General features: G+C 36.0%; 7 protein-coding genes. 5 read left to right on the forward strand and 2 right to left on the reverse strand.

Annotated elements, in window-relative coordinates; translation table 11 throughout:
* Positions 1-108 precede the first annotated feature (108 nt).
* The gene (locus HHU12_RS12415; RefSeq protein ID WP_169657063.1) at positions 109-1,746 is read right to left on the reverse strand and encodes a sulfatase family protein; all 1,638 of its coding nucleotides are present in this window, start codon (positions 1,744-1,746) and stop codon (positions 109-111) included.
* Between the two features lie 39 nt (positions 1,747-1,785).
* Complete coding sequence (locus HHU12_RS12420) at positions 1,786-3,306, reverse strand: T9SS type A sorting domain-containing protein (protein ID WP_169657064.1); 1,521 nt, start codon at positions 3,304-3,306, stop codon at positions 1,786-1,788.
* Positions 3,307-4,075: 769 nt separating this feature from the next.
* Here HHU12_RS12420 and HHU12_RS12425 point away from each other — a divergent pair.
* The 5 genes from HHU12_RS12425 to HHU12_RS12445 all read left to right on the forward strand — a co-directional run bounded on the left by HHU12_RS12425 (position 4,076) and on the right by HHU12_RS12445 (position 16,229).
* Positions 4,076-6,442 carry a PDZ domain-containing protein gene (locus tag HHU12_RS12425; RefSeq protein WP_169657065.1) on the forward strand — a complete coding sequence of 789 codons (2,367 nt, stop codon included), beginning with the start codon at positions 4,076-4,078 and terminating at the stop codon, positions 6,440-6,442.
* 43 nt (positions 6,443-6,485) lie between these two features.
* On the forward strand, positions 6,486-7,931 hold the full coding sequence (locus tag HHU12_RS12430) for a glycoside hydrolase family 30 protein (RefSeq protein WP_169657066.1): 1,446 nt from the start codon (positions 6,486-6,488) through the stop codon (positions 7,929-7,931).
* Positions 7,932-7,958: 27 nt separating this feature from the next.
* The gene (locus HHU12_RS12435) at positions 7,959-9,596 is read left to right on the forward strand and encodes a GH39 family glycosyl hydrolase (protein WP_169657067.1); all 1,638 of its coding nucleotides are present in this window, start codon (positions 7,959-7,961) and stop codon (positions 9,594-9,596) included.
* Between the two features lie 325 nt (positions 9,597-9,921).
* Complete coding sequence (locus tag HHU12_RS12440) at positions 9,922-11,721, forward strand: sulfatase-like hydrolase/transferase (RefSeq protein WP_240970942.1); 1,800 nt, start codon at positions 9,922-9,924, stop codon at positions 11,719-11,721.
* 101 nt (positions 11,722-11,822) lie between these two features.
* Positions 11,823-16,229 (forward strand): cadherin-like beta sandwich domain-containing protein, encoded by a 4,407-nt coding sequence (locus HHU12_RS12445; RefSeq protein WP_169657069.1) that lies wholly within the window; start codon positions 11,823-11,825, stop codon positions 16,227-16,229.
* The last annotated feature ends 86 nt before the right edge of the window (positions 16,230-16,315 follow it).

Below are 16,315 nucleotides of genomic sequence, written 5' to 3' on the forward strand. Positions count from 1 at the left end.
TGAAGGTTGATGACGTAGACAACACTTTAGTGTTGGTGGAGTCAATATCACTTGCCCATGACTTCAGTCGTGGTGCACGCTATTTAGTTCTACTCCTAGTTTCAGTTTTTACCAAAACTCATTCCCCTTATCCACTTTAATATTTTGATGCTGTTGGATAAATTGCTCAGCGAGTTCAGGAGAATCTTTGTATTTCAGTTTCAGTTGATCTAATTGTTCCTTTAATTCATTCACTACATCTGTATATTTCTCATCATGATAAATATTGTTCATTTCACAAGGATCGTTGAGTCTGTCGTATAATTCCCATTCATCCACATCATAATAGAAATGAGCAAGCTTATACTCTTTAGTGGCGATGCCGTAATGCCTTTTCACCATATGTACACTTGGGTATTCATAGTAGTGATAATACACAGCCTCTCTATTCCATTTTTCTTTTTCAGCCATTAAAAGTGGCATTAAGCTTTCACCTTGCATGTCTTGAGGAGCCTTGATCTCTGCTGCTTCCAAGAAAGTTTGTGCAAAATCTAAATTTTGAACCATCTCATTTTCAGTAGTTCCAGCTTTTACTTTGTCAGGCCAACGTACTATAAGAGGAGTTTTGAAAGACTCATCATACATAAATCGTTTATCAAACCAGCCATGCTCTCCAAGGTAAAATCCCTGATCAGAAGTATAAACCACAATTGTATTTTCAGCCAAACCACTTTCATCTAAGTAATCTAACACTCTACCTACGTTATCATCTACAGAAGAAATACAAGCCAGATAATCTTGCATATACCTTTGGTATTTCCATCTCATTTTGTCCTCATCATTCATTGTCGGCCACTCTTTCTCAAAAACCTCATTGATGGAATCAAGCACTACATTATACAGCTTCTTTTGTTCCTCAGTCGCTCTATTATAAGGCCCATAAAAACCATTTTGAAATTCTTCCACAACGGGCGTCACCTTACTCCCCATTTTTTCTAACAGCTCTGGACGAATTTTACTATCATGACTGTACATCATATGCGTCAACAAATTCATTTCCGCTGTTTTCGCCGCTGTACCTCTGTTCTGATAAGTATCAAATAAAGATTTAGGCTCAGGAAACTGCTTTTTCGTGTATTCCTCAAACTTCTCAGGACTAGGCCACCAAGGTCTGTGCGGCGCCTTGTGCAAGTACATCATCATAAAAGGTTTGCTTTCATCACGTTTGTTTTTCAACCAGTTTAAAGTGAGATCCGTAATGATGTCTGTTACATAACCAACAATAGTTGTATCACCCCTTGGAGTGTGAAAATCGGGGTTTAAATAATATCCTTGGTCAGGCAGAATCATAAATTCATCCACCCCTTTTGGATTGTTGCCAAAATGAAGTTTTCCAAACATAGCCGTCTGATAGCCATTTTGTTGGAAGATCTGAGGGAAAGTGATTTGTGTAGTATCAAAAGGCATCAAGTTATCAATTTTACCATTGATATGAGAATGCTTACCCGTTAAAATTGTAGCTCTTGATGGAGCACAGATAGAGTTAGTCACACAAGCATTTGTAAATATCATTCCTTCATCAGCCAACCGGTCAATATGAGGGGTGTGATTCAATTTTCCTCCATACGCACTGATGGCTTGGTAAGCGTGATCATCAGACATGATGAAGAGAATATTTGGTCGTTTTGCGGTTTCAGTGGCTTTTTCGCAGGAAGTGAATGCCATTATCGCTGTCATGATCAACAGTGATATTTTTTTTGTATTCATAATTTCTAGTTTTAATTTTCTTGAAATGAGGGTGAACTATTATTTGATAAGTTTCCCTTTAAAGATTTTAGAATTGTCCAACGTTATAATGTAGAGGTAATAGCCCGACGGTATTTCTTGTACATTGATTTCATTTTTGTCTATAGATTGAATGATTTTATTGCCCTTTAAGTCAAACATCTCAAATTGTAAAGTGCCGTATTGCTGTGAAGCGTGTATTTTAAGAAAGTCTTTCACAGGATTAGGAAATACAGTCACTTGAAGTATCGGATTGTCATTGCTCAATAAAATATCATCTTCAGAATAGAATAAATACGATTTATGATTGGGTGACCATACAGCTATGGAATTACTCCATTGGTATACACCCTGATATTCTAAATATCCAATTGAATTATAAGACTGTGAAAGTTTTGATGCACCAACCCATTCATCCTTCTCCCAAACGTATTTTTCTTTATTGATTTGACGACCATTTTCATTAAATGCTATAAGATAAAGCTGATTATTGTCCCATTCTTGTTGTTCAGCATTCCAAGTTTCAACAAGTTGCTCTACATTATATTGATCATGATCGTAGTTGTATTGAGTTCTTAAAGCTTCTGTCCATCCCATCACATATTGGTATTTAAATTCAGTTTTTACCATCAGTTGATTATGGACATTATAACTTGCCTCTTCTTTTTCAACTGATAACCATTCATTGGAAATCCATTGGTAGTAAATTTTTTCAATCACATTAGAACTTTCATCATACTTGAATCCATATTTTGTATCATTTACCCAATTTTGAAAAGAAGCATCTATAATTGATAGCGTTTGAATCGAAGTGTTGTTGGTATAGTCGAAGTGATGTTCTTCCTTTTTGACAGCGACCCATTTATCCTGCCAATTATATAAGGTATACAACTCTAAATCATTTTGCTGATTATAGAGAAAAGTTTCTTTGGTAGATTCTTCCCATTGATTCGAGTCTGTATTCCAAGTGTAAGCTATTTTTTGAGTGAATTGATTTTTCACATTAAAACTGCTCTCCACTTTTGATACGCCCACCCAATTGTTGAGGACATTCTCCCATTTATAAAAATTAGAGGAGAGTAAATTTCCAGAAGAGTCGTATTTCTTTTCACTTTTATAAGCACCCTTCCATTTTTGAGAAATTGCATCCCATTGATAAGTCACAGATAAAGCCAAGTTTCCATACTCATCATATTCATAACTATTTTTCCTGTACTTTGCCCAATTTTTTGCTTCCTTATCCCAATTAAAATTAAAAGCTTGAGTCGTTCTAATATAAGCATCAAATTCATAAATCGTTTTTGACACAGGTGTAGAATCTGACGCATTAGAAAAGGAGTAAGAGATAAAAGTATTGGGTACTTTTTCTTCTTGCTTATTAATATTAAAGATTGATATTAAACTAATAGATTCGTCACCTATTTCCAGAGGAAAAGGGGAGTTGTAGTAGTCACTTTTACTTTGTGCAAATACATCAAATTGAATCATAAAAGTGACAAACCCAATGTACAATACTTTGAAAAGAAAATTGAATTTCACCATACTAATTTTTACGTTGCTTATGTATCAATGCGTAGCCTGCTAAAATCGGTCTGAGCAGAGGTAATATTTTATGTATTGTATCTGAATAAGAGAATACGTTTTAAAAAATAATTTATAAAATCAAAAAACATAAAATAGTGTATGCAATTTCGTTATTCAGCGAATAATAGAATTGAAATTTAGAGAATTTAAGGGGATACTGATGTATCAATATGGGTATACATATGTGATCTATAACTGATAATCAATGTTTTATGAAATTAATATTCTTCAGATATTTTTGTAATCGCTTTTCTTCTTGTTATAATTGTAATGTAGCTTTTCAAAAGAGAAACACTAAAATTTGAAAAGAGATATTTTTTAAAGTTGTTATTTATATAAGTCTAAAATTACTTTGATCTAATGATGTTATTGATGAATATATATATAAATAGAGCAAGATTTTTTAATCGTCAAGAACTCCAAACAATTGATTGTTTATCTAGGAATAATGCAGTCGATTGCACAAGTAATTTAGGGGTATTAATGTCTATTTATAAGTATATTAAGATAGTTTTTATTGGGTTTGAATATAATGTCAATCTTCAAAAAATTAAAAATATAGCCTACAATCAATGCAATCGATTGTATTTTTTAAAAAATCTCTTGGATTATAAAATTTAGCTTAATAAGTTTACGACACAATAAAGAACAATCCCTAAAATTTTGTTTATTTTCTCTTACTGCAAGCAATCGATTGTTCACTTGGTTTTCTCTCAATAATTATGAAATGATGAATAAGTTTATTTTACTATTATTAATAGTTTCTATTCAAACTATTCCTTCAACTGCTAAGGAAGTAATCATAACGGTTACGAATAATTTAACCTCTCATAATGAGACTGAGTTAGTGTTCTCTGATGTTCATGAGGCGGTAAAGCAGGCGTATGTTTTGAAGCAAAAAAATGTAGCAACATCTATTGTTATCAGCATTGAAGAGGGAGAATATTACTTAAGTGAGAGTATTAAAATCAATGCTCAGTTAAGTGGGTTGACCATCAAAGCAAAGCAAGGGGATAAAGTGACATTAAAAGGTTCAGCTCCTTTGAAATTAAAATGGAAGAAGCATAAAAAAGGAGTGTATGTCGCTAAAATAGAGGAAGATATCGATTTTGATCAATTGATTATTAATGGTCAACCTCAAATTTTAGCAAGGTATCCCAACTATAATGAAGATGGAGGATATTGGCAAGGACACGCGAAAGATGCTATTTCTGCTGAACGCATTTCCACTTGGAAAAACCCTAAAGGAGCAATTTTTCATGCAATGCACGGCGGTAAGTGGGGAGGATTCCATTATTTGATAGAAGGTGTGGATAAAAATGGAGAAGCAATTCTATCAGGAGGTCAACAAAATAACAGACCATCAAAGCCTCATGAGGAATTGAGAATGGTAGAAAATGTGTTGGAAGAGTTAGATAGTCCACACGAATGGTATCTAGATAAGGAAGATAAAAAACTTTATTTTTATCCAAGTGAAGAAATGGACCTTTCTAAAGTAGTTGCTGAAGGGGTGGTTTTAAAAGAATTAATTCGAATTGAAGGTGTTGAAAATCAAATTGTTGAGGATGTTTCAATTCAAGGAATCAAGTTGGAGCACACAAAAAGAACTTTATTTGAGGAATACGAACAACTACTAAGAAGTGACTGGTCAATTTATAGAGGAGGAGCAATTTATTTAAGTAATGCGAATAATTGCGCTATTCAAAATTGTGAGTTGACAAATCTTGGAGGGAATGTAATTTTTGTCAGTGGACACAATCAAAACCATTTAATAAGCGGAAATCATATCTACAATTGCGGTGCAAGTGCCATAAGTTTTGTAGGAAAATCTTCAGCAGTACGCTCTCCATCGTATACTTATAGAGAGTATGTAGAATTGAGTAATATGGATAAAGTGTGGGGACCTCAATCCAATGATTATCCTACAAATTGCGTAGCTGATGACAATTTAATTTACCGCATCGGAAGAATTGAAAAACAGACTGCGGGCGTACAAATTGCAATGGCTATGAATATCACTGTGAGTCATAATAGTATTTATGAAGTGCCAAGAGCTGGAATTAATATCGGTGATGGTACTTGGGGAGGACACATTTTGGAGTATAATGATGTGTTTGATACGGTGTTGGAAACAGGTGATCATGGTTCTTTCAACTCTTGGGGTAGAGATCGCTTTTGGCATCCTAACAGAAAAGAAATGAATAAGTTAGTTGAAAATGATGTCACTATGCCTTATTGGGATGCCTGTAATACGACGGTGATCAGAAATAATCGTTTTAGATGTGATCATGGATGGGACATTGATTTAGACGATGGGTCAACAAACTATCACATTTACAATAATTTATGCCTTAATGGGGGAATTAAATTGAGAGAAGGGTTTGGCAGAAGAGTGGAGAATAACATTATGGTCAATAATTCTTTGCATCCTCATGTTTGGTTTAAAGCATCTGAAGATGTGTTCAAAAGAAACATTGTTCAGGATAGTTATAAAGATGTTGGAGTTGAAGAATGGGGACGAGAAATGGATTACAATTTATTTCCGTTTGAGGAATCATTGATGAAAGCACAAGTTTATGGGATTGAAAAGCACAGTGTTTATGGAAATCCTGCTTTCAAGAACCCTGAGGCATTAGATTTTTCAGTCAAAGAAAATTCAAAAGCATTGGAAATTGGTTTTGTGAATTTTTCAATGACCGCCTTTGGAGTAAAAAGCCCAGCTTTAAAAGCAATGGCTAAAACACCAAAAGCACCAGTATTGACAGAAAAGAGAGTCACATCAACGGAAAGTCCAACAGTGGAATGGCTGAGAGCAAAATTAAAAAATATCGAATCTAAAGAAGAGCAATCTGCTTATGGATTGGAAAATGACAAGGGAGTAGTGGTGTTGAATATAGGTGCACACAGTTTGGTTGGAAAATCTGGAGTGAAAAAGAGAGATGTCATTTTAGAGGTCGAAGGAACGAGAGTGGCTGATCTAAAAGAATTTTTTAATGTGTTAAAGGAAAATAATAGCAAATCAAGTATAAGTATAATAGTTATGAGAAATCAAGAAGAACAAGAATTTAAGGTTCTTCTGAAAGAAATAAGATAGCTAAAATTAAACTACATTTTAATAAACTTACAAGGAATGAATTATGAAGAAAAACGTCTTACTTATTAATATACTCTTTTTAGTATTTGGCACTCAACTATCGCAAGCACAAAAAGTAGAGGTAGTCAGTACAACTTCAGAAAACCCGTGGGTATCTTTGAAGAAAAAAGAAATTGTTGTGGCGGAAGCGTCAGGGCAAAGTGATATTTCAATTTATGCAGACCAAAGAGTGCAGGTGATTGATGGAATTGGAGGCTCTTTTAATGAATTGGGTTGGACTGCTGTGAGTTCACTTCCTGCCGAAAAAAGACAAGAAGCATTTGATGCATTGTTTTCAGAAGAAGGCTGTAACTTTTCAATGTGCCGTCTGCCGATCGGTTCAAGTGATTATGCATTAAGTTATTACTCACATGCAGAAGTGCCAGAGGATTTTGTGATGCGTGATTTCAACATCGTAAGAGACCAATACATCCTTATTCCTTATATCAAAGAAGCATTAAAAGTACGTAAGGATCTTAAATTATGGGCCTCACCATGGAGTCCTCCTGCTTGGATGAAAGTAAATAATCATTATTCATTGCGTAGAGGTGATGTGGAAGGAAGACCAAGTGGCAACAGAATGCCTGAAGGAGCGGAGATCATGAGTAATGCGACGGCATTTAAAATGCAAGAAAGATATTTGAAAGCCTACGCATTATACTTTTCAAAATTTGTGCAAGCTTATAAAGAAGAAGGAGTACCGCTTTGGGCGATCATGCCTCAAAATGAAATCAAATGGGCACCCAACTGGCCTGCATGTACATGGAGACCAGAAGATATGTCTTACTTTATTGGTGAATATCTTGGACCACAATTTGAAAATGACGGTTTAGATACTGAAATCTGGTTAGGAACAATTAATAACAGCGATCCTAATTATGTCAGAACAATTTTGAATAAGGAAAAATATGCGAAATATATCAAAGGTGTTGGTTTTCAATGGAGTGGTTCAAAAGCATTGCCTAAAATAAAAGAGGAATATGCTGGTATGAAGTATATGCAAACAGAGAATATGTGTGGTGAGCAAGAAAATGATTGGACTTCATTAGAAGCTTCTTGGAAGATGATCGTACATTATTTCAAAAACAAAACAGGATCTTATATGTATTGGAATATGATCTTGGATGAGACTGGAAAAAGTGCTTGGGGATGGCCTCAAAACTCTATGATTGTAGTGGATCGTGAGAAGCAAGAAGTGATTTATAATGATGAATTCTATTTATTCAAACACTTATCACATTACGTTCAGCCAGGAGCACATTACTTAAAATCTTCAGAAGGTGATAATCACGTTGCTTTTGAATTAACCGATGGAAGAATCCTTTTGATGATGTACAATCCAGAGGAGTCGGCAAAGAAAGTGAGCGTGGATGTTAGTGGAGTAGCCGCTTCATTTGAGGCGAAAGCGAAGTCTATCAACTCTGTGATATTCAACATGAACGTTAATTAATTTTGAAGATTTAGTTCATTTAATGTCATGAAAAAAGGAATCTTATTATTGTTCTGTTTAGTCTTCTTCCAAAACTTACACGCTCAAAAAGTCGTTGTAGATGCGAACGCTGAAGGGGAGAAATTTGAACACTTTTGGAGTAAGTGTGTTGGAGCGGGAAGAGCGAACGAAGCACTTAGAGCAGGCTGGCTAGAACAGATGGAAAAAGTCCACAATGAATGTGGATTTGAATATGTGCGTTTTCATGGATTATTTCATGAGGATATGTTCCCTGTACTTTCTGAAGGAGGGAAATTAGTCTACAATTGGCAATACATAGACGATGTATTTGACCGACTGTTGGATATGAATGTTCGTCCTTTTGTAGAGATGGCATTTTTCCCAGAACAGTTTGCTGCTGAAGACTCAAAAACGGTTTTCTGGTGGAAAGCGAAAGTAACTCCAGGGCCAGAATACGCTAAGCAATGGCACGATTTAATCCAAGCTTTTACACAGCATGTAGTAGATCGTTATGGAATTGATGAAGTGATGAATTGGTATTTTGAAGTGTGGAATGAGCCCAATTTATACCCTTTCTTCTGGCATGGTACAAAATCACAGTTTTTTGAATTGTATAAACAATCTGCTATTGCGGTAAAGTCTGTTGATCAACGACTTAAAGTAGGAGGGCCTTCCACAAGTAACTTCGTTCCAGATGCTAGATTTGATGGAGAAATCATCAACAATCATGTATCAGAAGAGATCTTTAAAGTAGAGGATATCAATGAGTTGGAATGGCATGGCGTATGGATTGAAGACTTTTTAAAATACTGTGAAAAGGAAAAACTTCCAGTAGACTTTGTCACCACACACCCTTATCCTACTGATTTTGCTTTCAATCCTGAAACAGGAAAAGGAAGAGGTTTAACAAGGTTTGCAGCATCCACAAAGAATGATATTGAATGGTTGAATGAGGCCATTAAAAAAAGTGCTTTTCCAGATGCTGAAATTCATCTGACGGAGTGGAATACAAGCCCAAGCAGCAGAGACCGGATGCATGATTGGTTACCTCCTGCTGCTTACATTGTGAAGACTAATTTAGAATGTATCGGACTTACAAACTCCTTAGCATTTTGGACGTTCACGGATATTTTTGAAGAAAAAGGCGGTGCGTCAAGCATTTTTCATGGAGGGTTTGGTATGATCAATTACCAAGGTTTAGTAAAGCCAAGTTTTCATGCCTACAAGATGTTACATCAATTAGGAGATGAAAAACTTTTTGAGAACAACTATTTATTTATGACCAAAAAATCAGGTAACGGGAAGGTTGTAGGGTTAGCGTATAATTATCCTGATGATCACTTAGAAGCAGTACCCTCAAGCATCAATACATTCAAGAAGCTTGAAAAAATGGGAGAATCAAAACAGCTTGATTTTACGCTGAAAGGCTTGAAACCGGGGGCCATGTTTAAAATGGAAACCCTTGATCAAGACCACGGAAACATCTACGATTTTTGGGAGAAAATTGGGAAACCAGAACCACCCACTCGTGAACAAATTAAGACCATGAAGAAAATAGCGGAAGCTTTAGATACTGAGATACTAAGAGCGAATAAGAAGGGTGAAATCTCTATTTCAAGAGAATTAAGTCCTTGGAGTTTGGTGCTTATTCAACAGATTGACTAAGAGCATACTTGAAATATCTATTTTAGTGAAAATTCCCTCTTTCAGAACGTGAGTTTATTAATTTCATCAACTATAGAACCACTATTTTTTCTGAAATTAATTTCCTCACAACCTAAAATGGAAAATTTTCACTTCTAAAATATATTTTCCAAACATGCTCTAATAAAGTTTCGATTTTTTTATACCTCAAAATTTCACGATGTGGACTAAAATAATAGACAAAATGACTCAATTAATTTTGAGTTAAAATTAAAAAGTGAAAAGAGCCAGCATCCTTTGGGTGTTGGTACTTTAAAAAATTAAATCAACTATTAAATCAATGTTTATGAAATGGATTTTTATCATATTGTTTTTTGTACAGGTAGCGGATTGTTTTGCTCAAGATAAGCCCAATGTGATCCTAATTTTGGTTGATGATCAAGGATATGGAGACATTGGAGCATTGGGAAATCCTTACATAAAAACACCACATATAGATCAGTTATATACAGAAAGTTCACGCTTTACAGACTTTCATGTGAGTCCTACTTGTGCCCCTACACGTGCTTCTTTGCTTTCTGGAAGACATTGTGATAGAGCTGGCGTATGGCACACTGTTAACGGAAGGTCTTTGATTTTAGAGCGTGAAACTTTAATGGCACAGACTTTCAAAGAAAATGGTTACAGAACAGGAATCTTTGGGAAATGGCATTTAGGTGATAATTACCCATTCAGACCTCAGGATAAAGGTTTTGAAGAGGTGTTAGTACATCATGGCGGTGGCATCGGACAAACGATGGACTACTTTGATAATGATTATTTCGATGATGTTTACCACCACAATGGAGAACCAAAACAGTTTGAAGGATACTGCACAGATGTATGGTTTGAGAATGCGAAAAAGTTTATTGATCAAAAGGGAAATGAGCCGTTCTTCTGTTATATCCCAACCAATGCCGCACACTCTCCTTATTTTGTAGCTGATAAATATTCAGCCCCTTATAAGGACAATAAAGCGATACCGAACCCGAACTTTTATGGAATGATCACCAACGTGGACGAGAATATAGGTAGTCTGATGACATTTCTAAAAGAGAAAGATATTTTGGACAATACCATCATCATTTTCACTACAGATAATGGTACTGCAGCAGGAGCAAAAGTAGAAGGTCACCGTTTCAACGGATTTGTAGTGAAAGGTTTTAATGACGGAATGCGTGGTATCAAAGCCAGTATTTATGAAGGAGGGCATAGAGTGCCGTTATTTATTCATTGGAACAAAGGAAATATCAATAAAGGAAGAGATATTGATGCTCTTACGGCTCATTATGATTTATTTCCGACTCTTATAGAGTTATGTGATTTAAAGCAATCAAAACCTCTTCAATTTGATGGAAAAAGTCTTGTGTCATTATTGAAAAAGAAGAATTCAAAAAAATGGAATAAAGATAGAATTGTCATTGTAGACGGGCAAAGAACAGAGGTGCCTCAGCCTTGGTTAAATACAACCTTGATGCAGGATAATTGGAGGCTAGTCAATGGAGAAGAGTTATATGATTTGAAATCAGATCCTGAACAAAGAAATAACATTGCAGCACAGCATCCTTCAAAGATGAAAACCTTAAAAGAAGCGTATGCTGAATGGTGGGAGGAATTAGCCCCTACATTTGCAGATGAACCTTATATTCATTTAGGTGCAAAAGAAGAAAATCCTACCACATTACATTGCCATGATTGGCACACTGAAAAAGTAAGTCCATGGAAGCAAGACCATATCCGAACAGGTTATAGAGACAACGGTTATTGGTCGGTGAAGGTGGTACAATCTGGAGTTTATAATATCAAACTTCGTCGTTGGCCCAAAGAAACCAATTTAGCATTAGGAGCATCTGTGGCTCGTCGACCAGCATTGGCAGGTACAAGTGTTACTGCAAGCAAAAAAGGGAAGTCTTTAGCCATCAAAAAGGCAAGCATAAAAATACAACACATAGAAGAAGAGAAAGAAGTAAATACCTTAGCACAGTCTGTTGATTTTCAGGTAAGATTAGAGAAAGGAACTGCAAAACTCGACACTAAATTTATTCTAGAAGACAACTCAGAATTAGGTGCTTACTATGTAGAGGTGGAATACCTTCCTCAATTGTAATAAATACTATCGGCAATGATTAATAGCCAGAATTGAAATGAAACTTTTGAACTCATTTTTTAATGAGTGTTACATATAATTTTTTTACTAACATATTACTTATGAAATATCTATTTACAAAATTGATACTTGGTATTATGATGCTTTCATCCATCATTTGTTCTCAATCCGTAGGACAAGTGGTTGCTGAAAAAGTAAGAGCGGTACCTACTATTGACGGAGATGCGACAACAGAATTTTTATTCCTTGAGCATCTTATTGCAACAAAAGCTTCTGATAGTGGACAAGACTTACAAATATCAGATACTCAAATTGAAGCTTCAAAACCAGGGGCTTATGTAGAATACCAAGTTAAATCTACTGCTGGAGGTGATTTTTTGGTAGTTATTTTAGCTGGTACAGAAAAAGATAATGCACAGCTAAATGTTGGTGCTTATAAAACAACATCAGAAACATGGCCTGCAGAAGGTTTAGGCGAAACACAATCTATCCTTAATACAAATAACTGGGCGCACCAAAACCCTTATTATTTTCCATTGACACTAGAGGCTGACGAAGTGTATACAGTTAGAATTAACTATGTTAATACAGTTGCTAACGATTGGATCTGTAATATTCACGGTATCTCATTTGAAGAGTCAACGGGTTCAGTAGATGCAACACTAAAAAGTTTGACAATTGATGGAACAGCTCTTGAGGGTTTTGATCCTGCGGTAACTTCTTATGATGTTCCATTGCCAATAGGTGCATCAACAATTGAGATTGCTGCTGAAGCAAATGATGCAAACGCAAAGTCTGTTGCAGGAACTGGAGAGGTGACCATTACTGATAATGTTACACCAGTGACCATCACTGTGACTTCAGAAAGTGATACACAACAAGAGTATGTTCTTAACTTCTTCAAACCAATTGAAGTAACTGTAGGTGCAACCATAAATGGTTTTTCTGACGCCTACCATAACAGTGGAATTGCGGGTAATGACTCAAAACTCAATAATATCCAAAATGGAGATTATATCGAATATTATGTTTATTCAGCAACGGATCAAGACATACAATTAAAACTAATCTGTTCTAATGGTTATGATACACCAAACAGCTTTTTAAATATTTCTACTTACCCATTAGGGAGTGATTGGACACTAAATGAAGAATTATCTTACAATATTCCTTTTACAAGCTGGGGTAGATTTGATGATAGATTCATTGAGGGCATTTTAAGTTTTAATGCCAACGAAGTAAGTGTTTTAAGAATATACGGTATCACAGATCAGAACAATGCGGCCGATATTTTTGAATTGAGTTTTACAGAAGCACCAGCGGAAGGTGTATCTACAGATGCAACTTTAAGTACTTTGACGGTCAATGATGTTGAAATTGAAGGTTTTAATCCTGATGTAATTCAGTACACAGTGGCACTTCCTTTCAACACTACTTCTGTAAAATTAGGAGCTGTAGCTAATGACGCAGCAGCACAAGGTATTGAGGGATTAAGTGATAATTTGACAATCTCTGAAGGAAAAACTACAGCAAGCATTGTTGTGACAGCAGAATCAGGAGCTAAGAAAACATATACAGTTGATTTTGTTACTCCAATTGAAATTGTCAACAACAAAGCATTGGACATGCAAGAAGATGCTTATTACTACAAAGGTATGAATGTCATTCCAGGTAGATTGAATTCAACGAAAAACGGTACTTACATTGAATATTATGTGTATTCAGCGACTGACTTAAATGTTACAATGAAGGTGAACTGTACCAACGGTTACGACACGCCTGATAGTTATCTGAATGTATCGACTTATGAACTAGGTGGAGAATGGACTTTAGATCCTGCGAAATCATATAACGTTCCATTTGTAGGAGTTGAAGGAGATTGGACTCAAGCAGATGATAGAAACGTGAACATTCCAGTGATGTTAACAGCCAATACACCAGTAGTTTTAAGACTTTATTGTGTAACAACAACAGGAAATGCAGCCAATATTTATGGAATTTCATTTGAAGAAAACGTTGGTTCAACAGATGCTACATTATCTACTCTAACAGTTAATGATGTGGAGATTGAAGGTTTTGATCCTGAAAAGATTTCATATAGAGTCGTATTGCCAATGAATACAAGTTCTGTGAAGATTGGAGGTACTGCTAACGATGCGGCTGCTCAAGGTGTAGAAGGATTAAGTGATGATTTCATGATCAATGAAGGAAATACGAGTACTACTATTGTGGTTACTGCAGAATCAGGAACTAGAAAAGAATATACAATCAACTTCGTGACTCCAATCCAAGTTGCAGTTGATAAAGCCTTGGATATTCAAGAAGATGTTTATCATTATGAGGGGTTGAATGTGATTCCTGGCAGAGTGAATGAGACAAAAAATAAGACGTTTATAGAGTATTATGTTTACTCTCCAGTTGATGCGGAATTCAGCTTTAATATTCAATGTACAAATGGATTTGACACACCAGATAGTTACCTGAATGTTTCAACTTATGAAATGGGAACAGATTGGGAATTAGATCCTTCAAAATCATACAACGTTCCATTTGTGGGCGTAGATGGAGATTGGACACCTGCAGACGACAGATTTATCAATGCACCAATTGCACTGAAAGCTAATACTCCTGCAATAGTTAGAGTATACTGTCTTGCTTCAACCACTAATGCTGCCAATATTTATGGATTTAAATTCTTAAAAGCCGAAAAATCAGCAGATGCTACTTTAAGTGATATCAAAATTGATGATGTATCAGTTTACGATTTCGATCCTGCCACATTTACTTATGATGTTTTATTGTCTAATGAAACTACATCAGTAAACATCACTGCTGAGACCAATAACGCTAAAGCTACCATCACAAGTGGTTTAGGAGCAATTGCTATTGATTCGGACCAAAAGCAGCATGAAATCGTAGTATCAGCAGAAAACGGTGATGAGAAAACATACACAATCAACTTCACTAAAATTGCTCTGTCTGTTAATACCAACTTATCAGATTTACAAGTCAACAACGTTACGGTAGAGAATTTTGATCCAATGGTATTGAACTACGATGTAACACTTCCTGCTAAAACAACTTCAGTGGTAGTGGGTGCAACATTAGCGGATAATGCAAGTGAAATTCTTGAGGGAGTTGGAGAAGTTACTTTGACGGAGTATGAAACGGAACATGTAATTACTGTAGAAGCGGAAGCTGGAAATAAGAAAGATTACGTTATCAATTTCATTGTTTTAAAATCAGAAGTTGCCACGTTATCTGATCTACAAATCGATGGGGCAACAGTGACAGGTTTTGATGCGGCTACTCAAACTTATGATGTGACCTTACCGGCGAAAACGACAAGCGTAGATATTGCTGCTACAGCCACGGATGCCGACGCAATGATAGATGGTGTAGGAACAATCGCTTTAGACGCGTATGAGGTGTCTCACAGCGTTGTAGTGACTGCTGAGTCTGGTAATACAATGGAATATACAATCAACTTCACGGTCTTGAAATCAGAGGTAGCTACTTTATCCGATTTACAAATTGATGGAGCAACAGTAACAGGTTTCGATGCGGCTACTCAAACTTATGATGTGACCTTGCCAGCGAAGACATCAAGCGTGGAGATTGCCGCTACAGCTACGGATGCCGATGCAATGATAGATGGTGTAGGAACAATCACTTTAGACGCGTATGCGGTATCTCACAGCGTTGTAGTGACTGCTGAGGCTGGTAATACAATGGAATATACGATCAACTTCACAGTCTTGAAATCAGAAGTTGCGACTTTATCAGATTTACAAATCGATGGAGCAACAGTAACAGGATTTGACGCAGCTACTCAAACTTATGATGTGACTTTAGCCGCGAAGACATCAAGCGTAGAAATTGCCACTACAGCCACAGATGCTGACGCAATGGTAAATGGTATAGGAACAATCGCTTTAGACGCATACGAAGTGTCTCACAGCATAGTAGTGACTGCTGAGGCTGGTAATACAATGGAATATTCGATCAACTTCACAGTCTTGAAGTCAGAAGATGCTACATTATCCGATTTACAAATCAATGGAGAAACAATTGCAGGTTTTGATAAATCAGTGAAATCATATGAGGTGGTTTTAACTGAAATTTCTACGATGGTGATCGGAGCAACGGCAAGTGATATTGATGCTGATGTAAGCGGTTTAGGTGAAATTATTCTTTCAGAAGGAGAGTTGTCACATACTGTAACGGTTACTGCTGAGGCGGGTAATACAGAAGAGTATGTGATCAACTTTAAAGTTTCTATTGTTAGTTCTATTGATGTAGCGCAAGAATACTTCAAAGTAATCGCTTCAGTAGGAACGATTCAAGTAAACAACTTGAAAGGAGGAGAGCAAATCGCAATCTATGATCTAGAAGGCAGACAAATTAAAAACCTTACTGCAACATCAGGTGCTTACGCTACAACAATGGCAAGAGGTATCTACTTAGTGGTAGTTGGAAATCATGTCTCAAAAGTATTTGTGCAATAAATAGTGAAAAAGTAAAGCCAGCACCTGTTTCAGGTGCTGGTTCACCACCAAAATTCATCAAAAGTATAGGATAAAAATCTACAGTT

The organism is Flammeovirga aprica JL-4 (assembly GCF_012844305.1).
GTDB classification, from domain to species: Bacteria; Bacteroidota; Bacteroidia; order Cytophagales; family Flammeovirgaceae; genus Flammeovirga; species Flammeovirga aprica.

Excerpts from the sequence above, each read along its gene's own strand:
- HHU12_RS12420 (WP_169657064.1), bottom strand. The coding sequence starts at position 3,306 with ATGGTGAAATTCAATTTTCTTTTCAAAGTATTGTACATTGGGTTTGTC.
- HHU12_RS12425 (WP_169657065.1), top strand. The coding sequence starts at position 4,076 with ATGATGAATAAGTTTATTTTACTATTATTAATAGTTTCTATTCAAACT.
- HHU12_RS12440 (WP_240970942.1), top strand. The coding sequence starts at position 9,922 with ATGAAATGGATTTTTATCATATTGTTTTTTGTACAGGTAGCGGATTGT.
- HHU12_RS12415 (WP_169657063.1), bottom strand. The coding sequence starts at position 1,746 with ATGAATACAAAAAAAATATCACTGTTGATCATGACAGCGATAATGGCA.
- HHU12_RS12445 (WP_169657069.1), top strand. The coding sequence starts at position 11,823 with ATGAAATATCTATTTACAAAATTGATACTTGGTATTATGATGCTTTCA.
- HHU12_RS12430 (WP_169657066.1), top strand. The coding sequence starts at position 6,486 with ATGAAGAAAAACGTCTTACTTATTAATATACTCTTTTTAGTATTTGGC.
- HHU12_RS12435 (WP_169657067.1), top strand. The coding sequence starts at position 7,959 with ATGAAAAAAGGAATCTTATTATTGTTCTGTTTAGTCTTCTTCCAAAAC.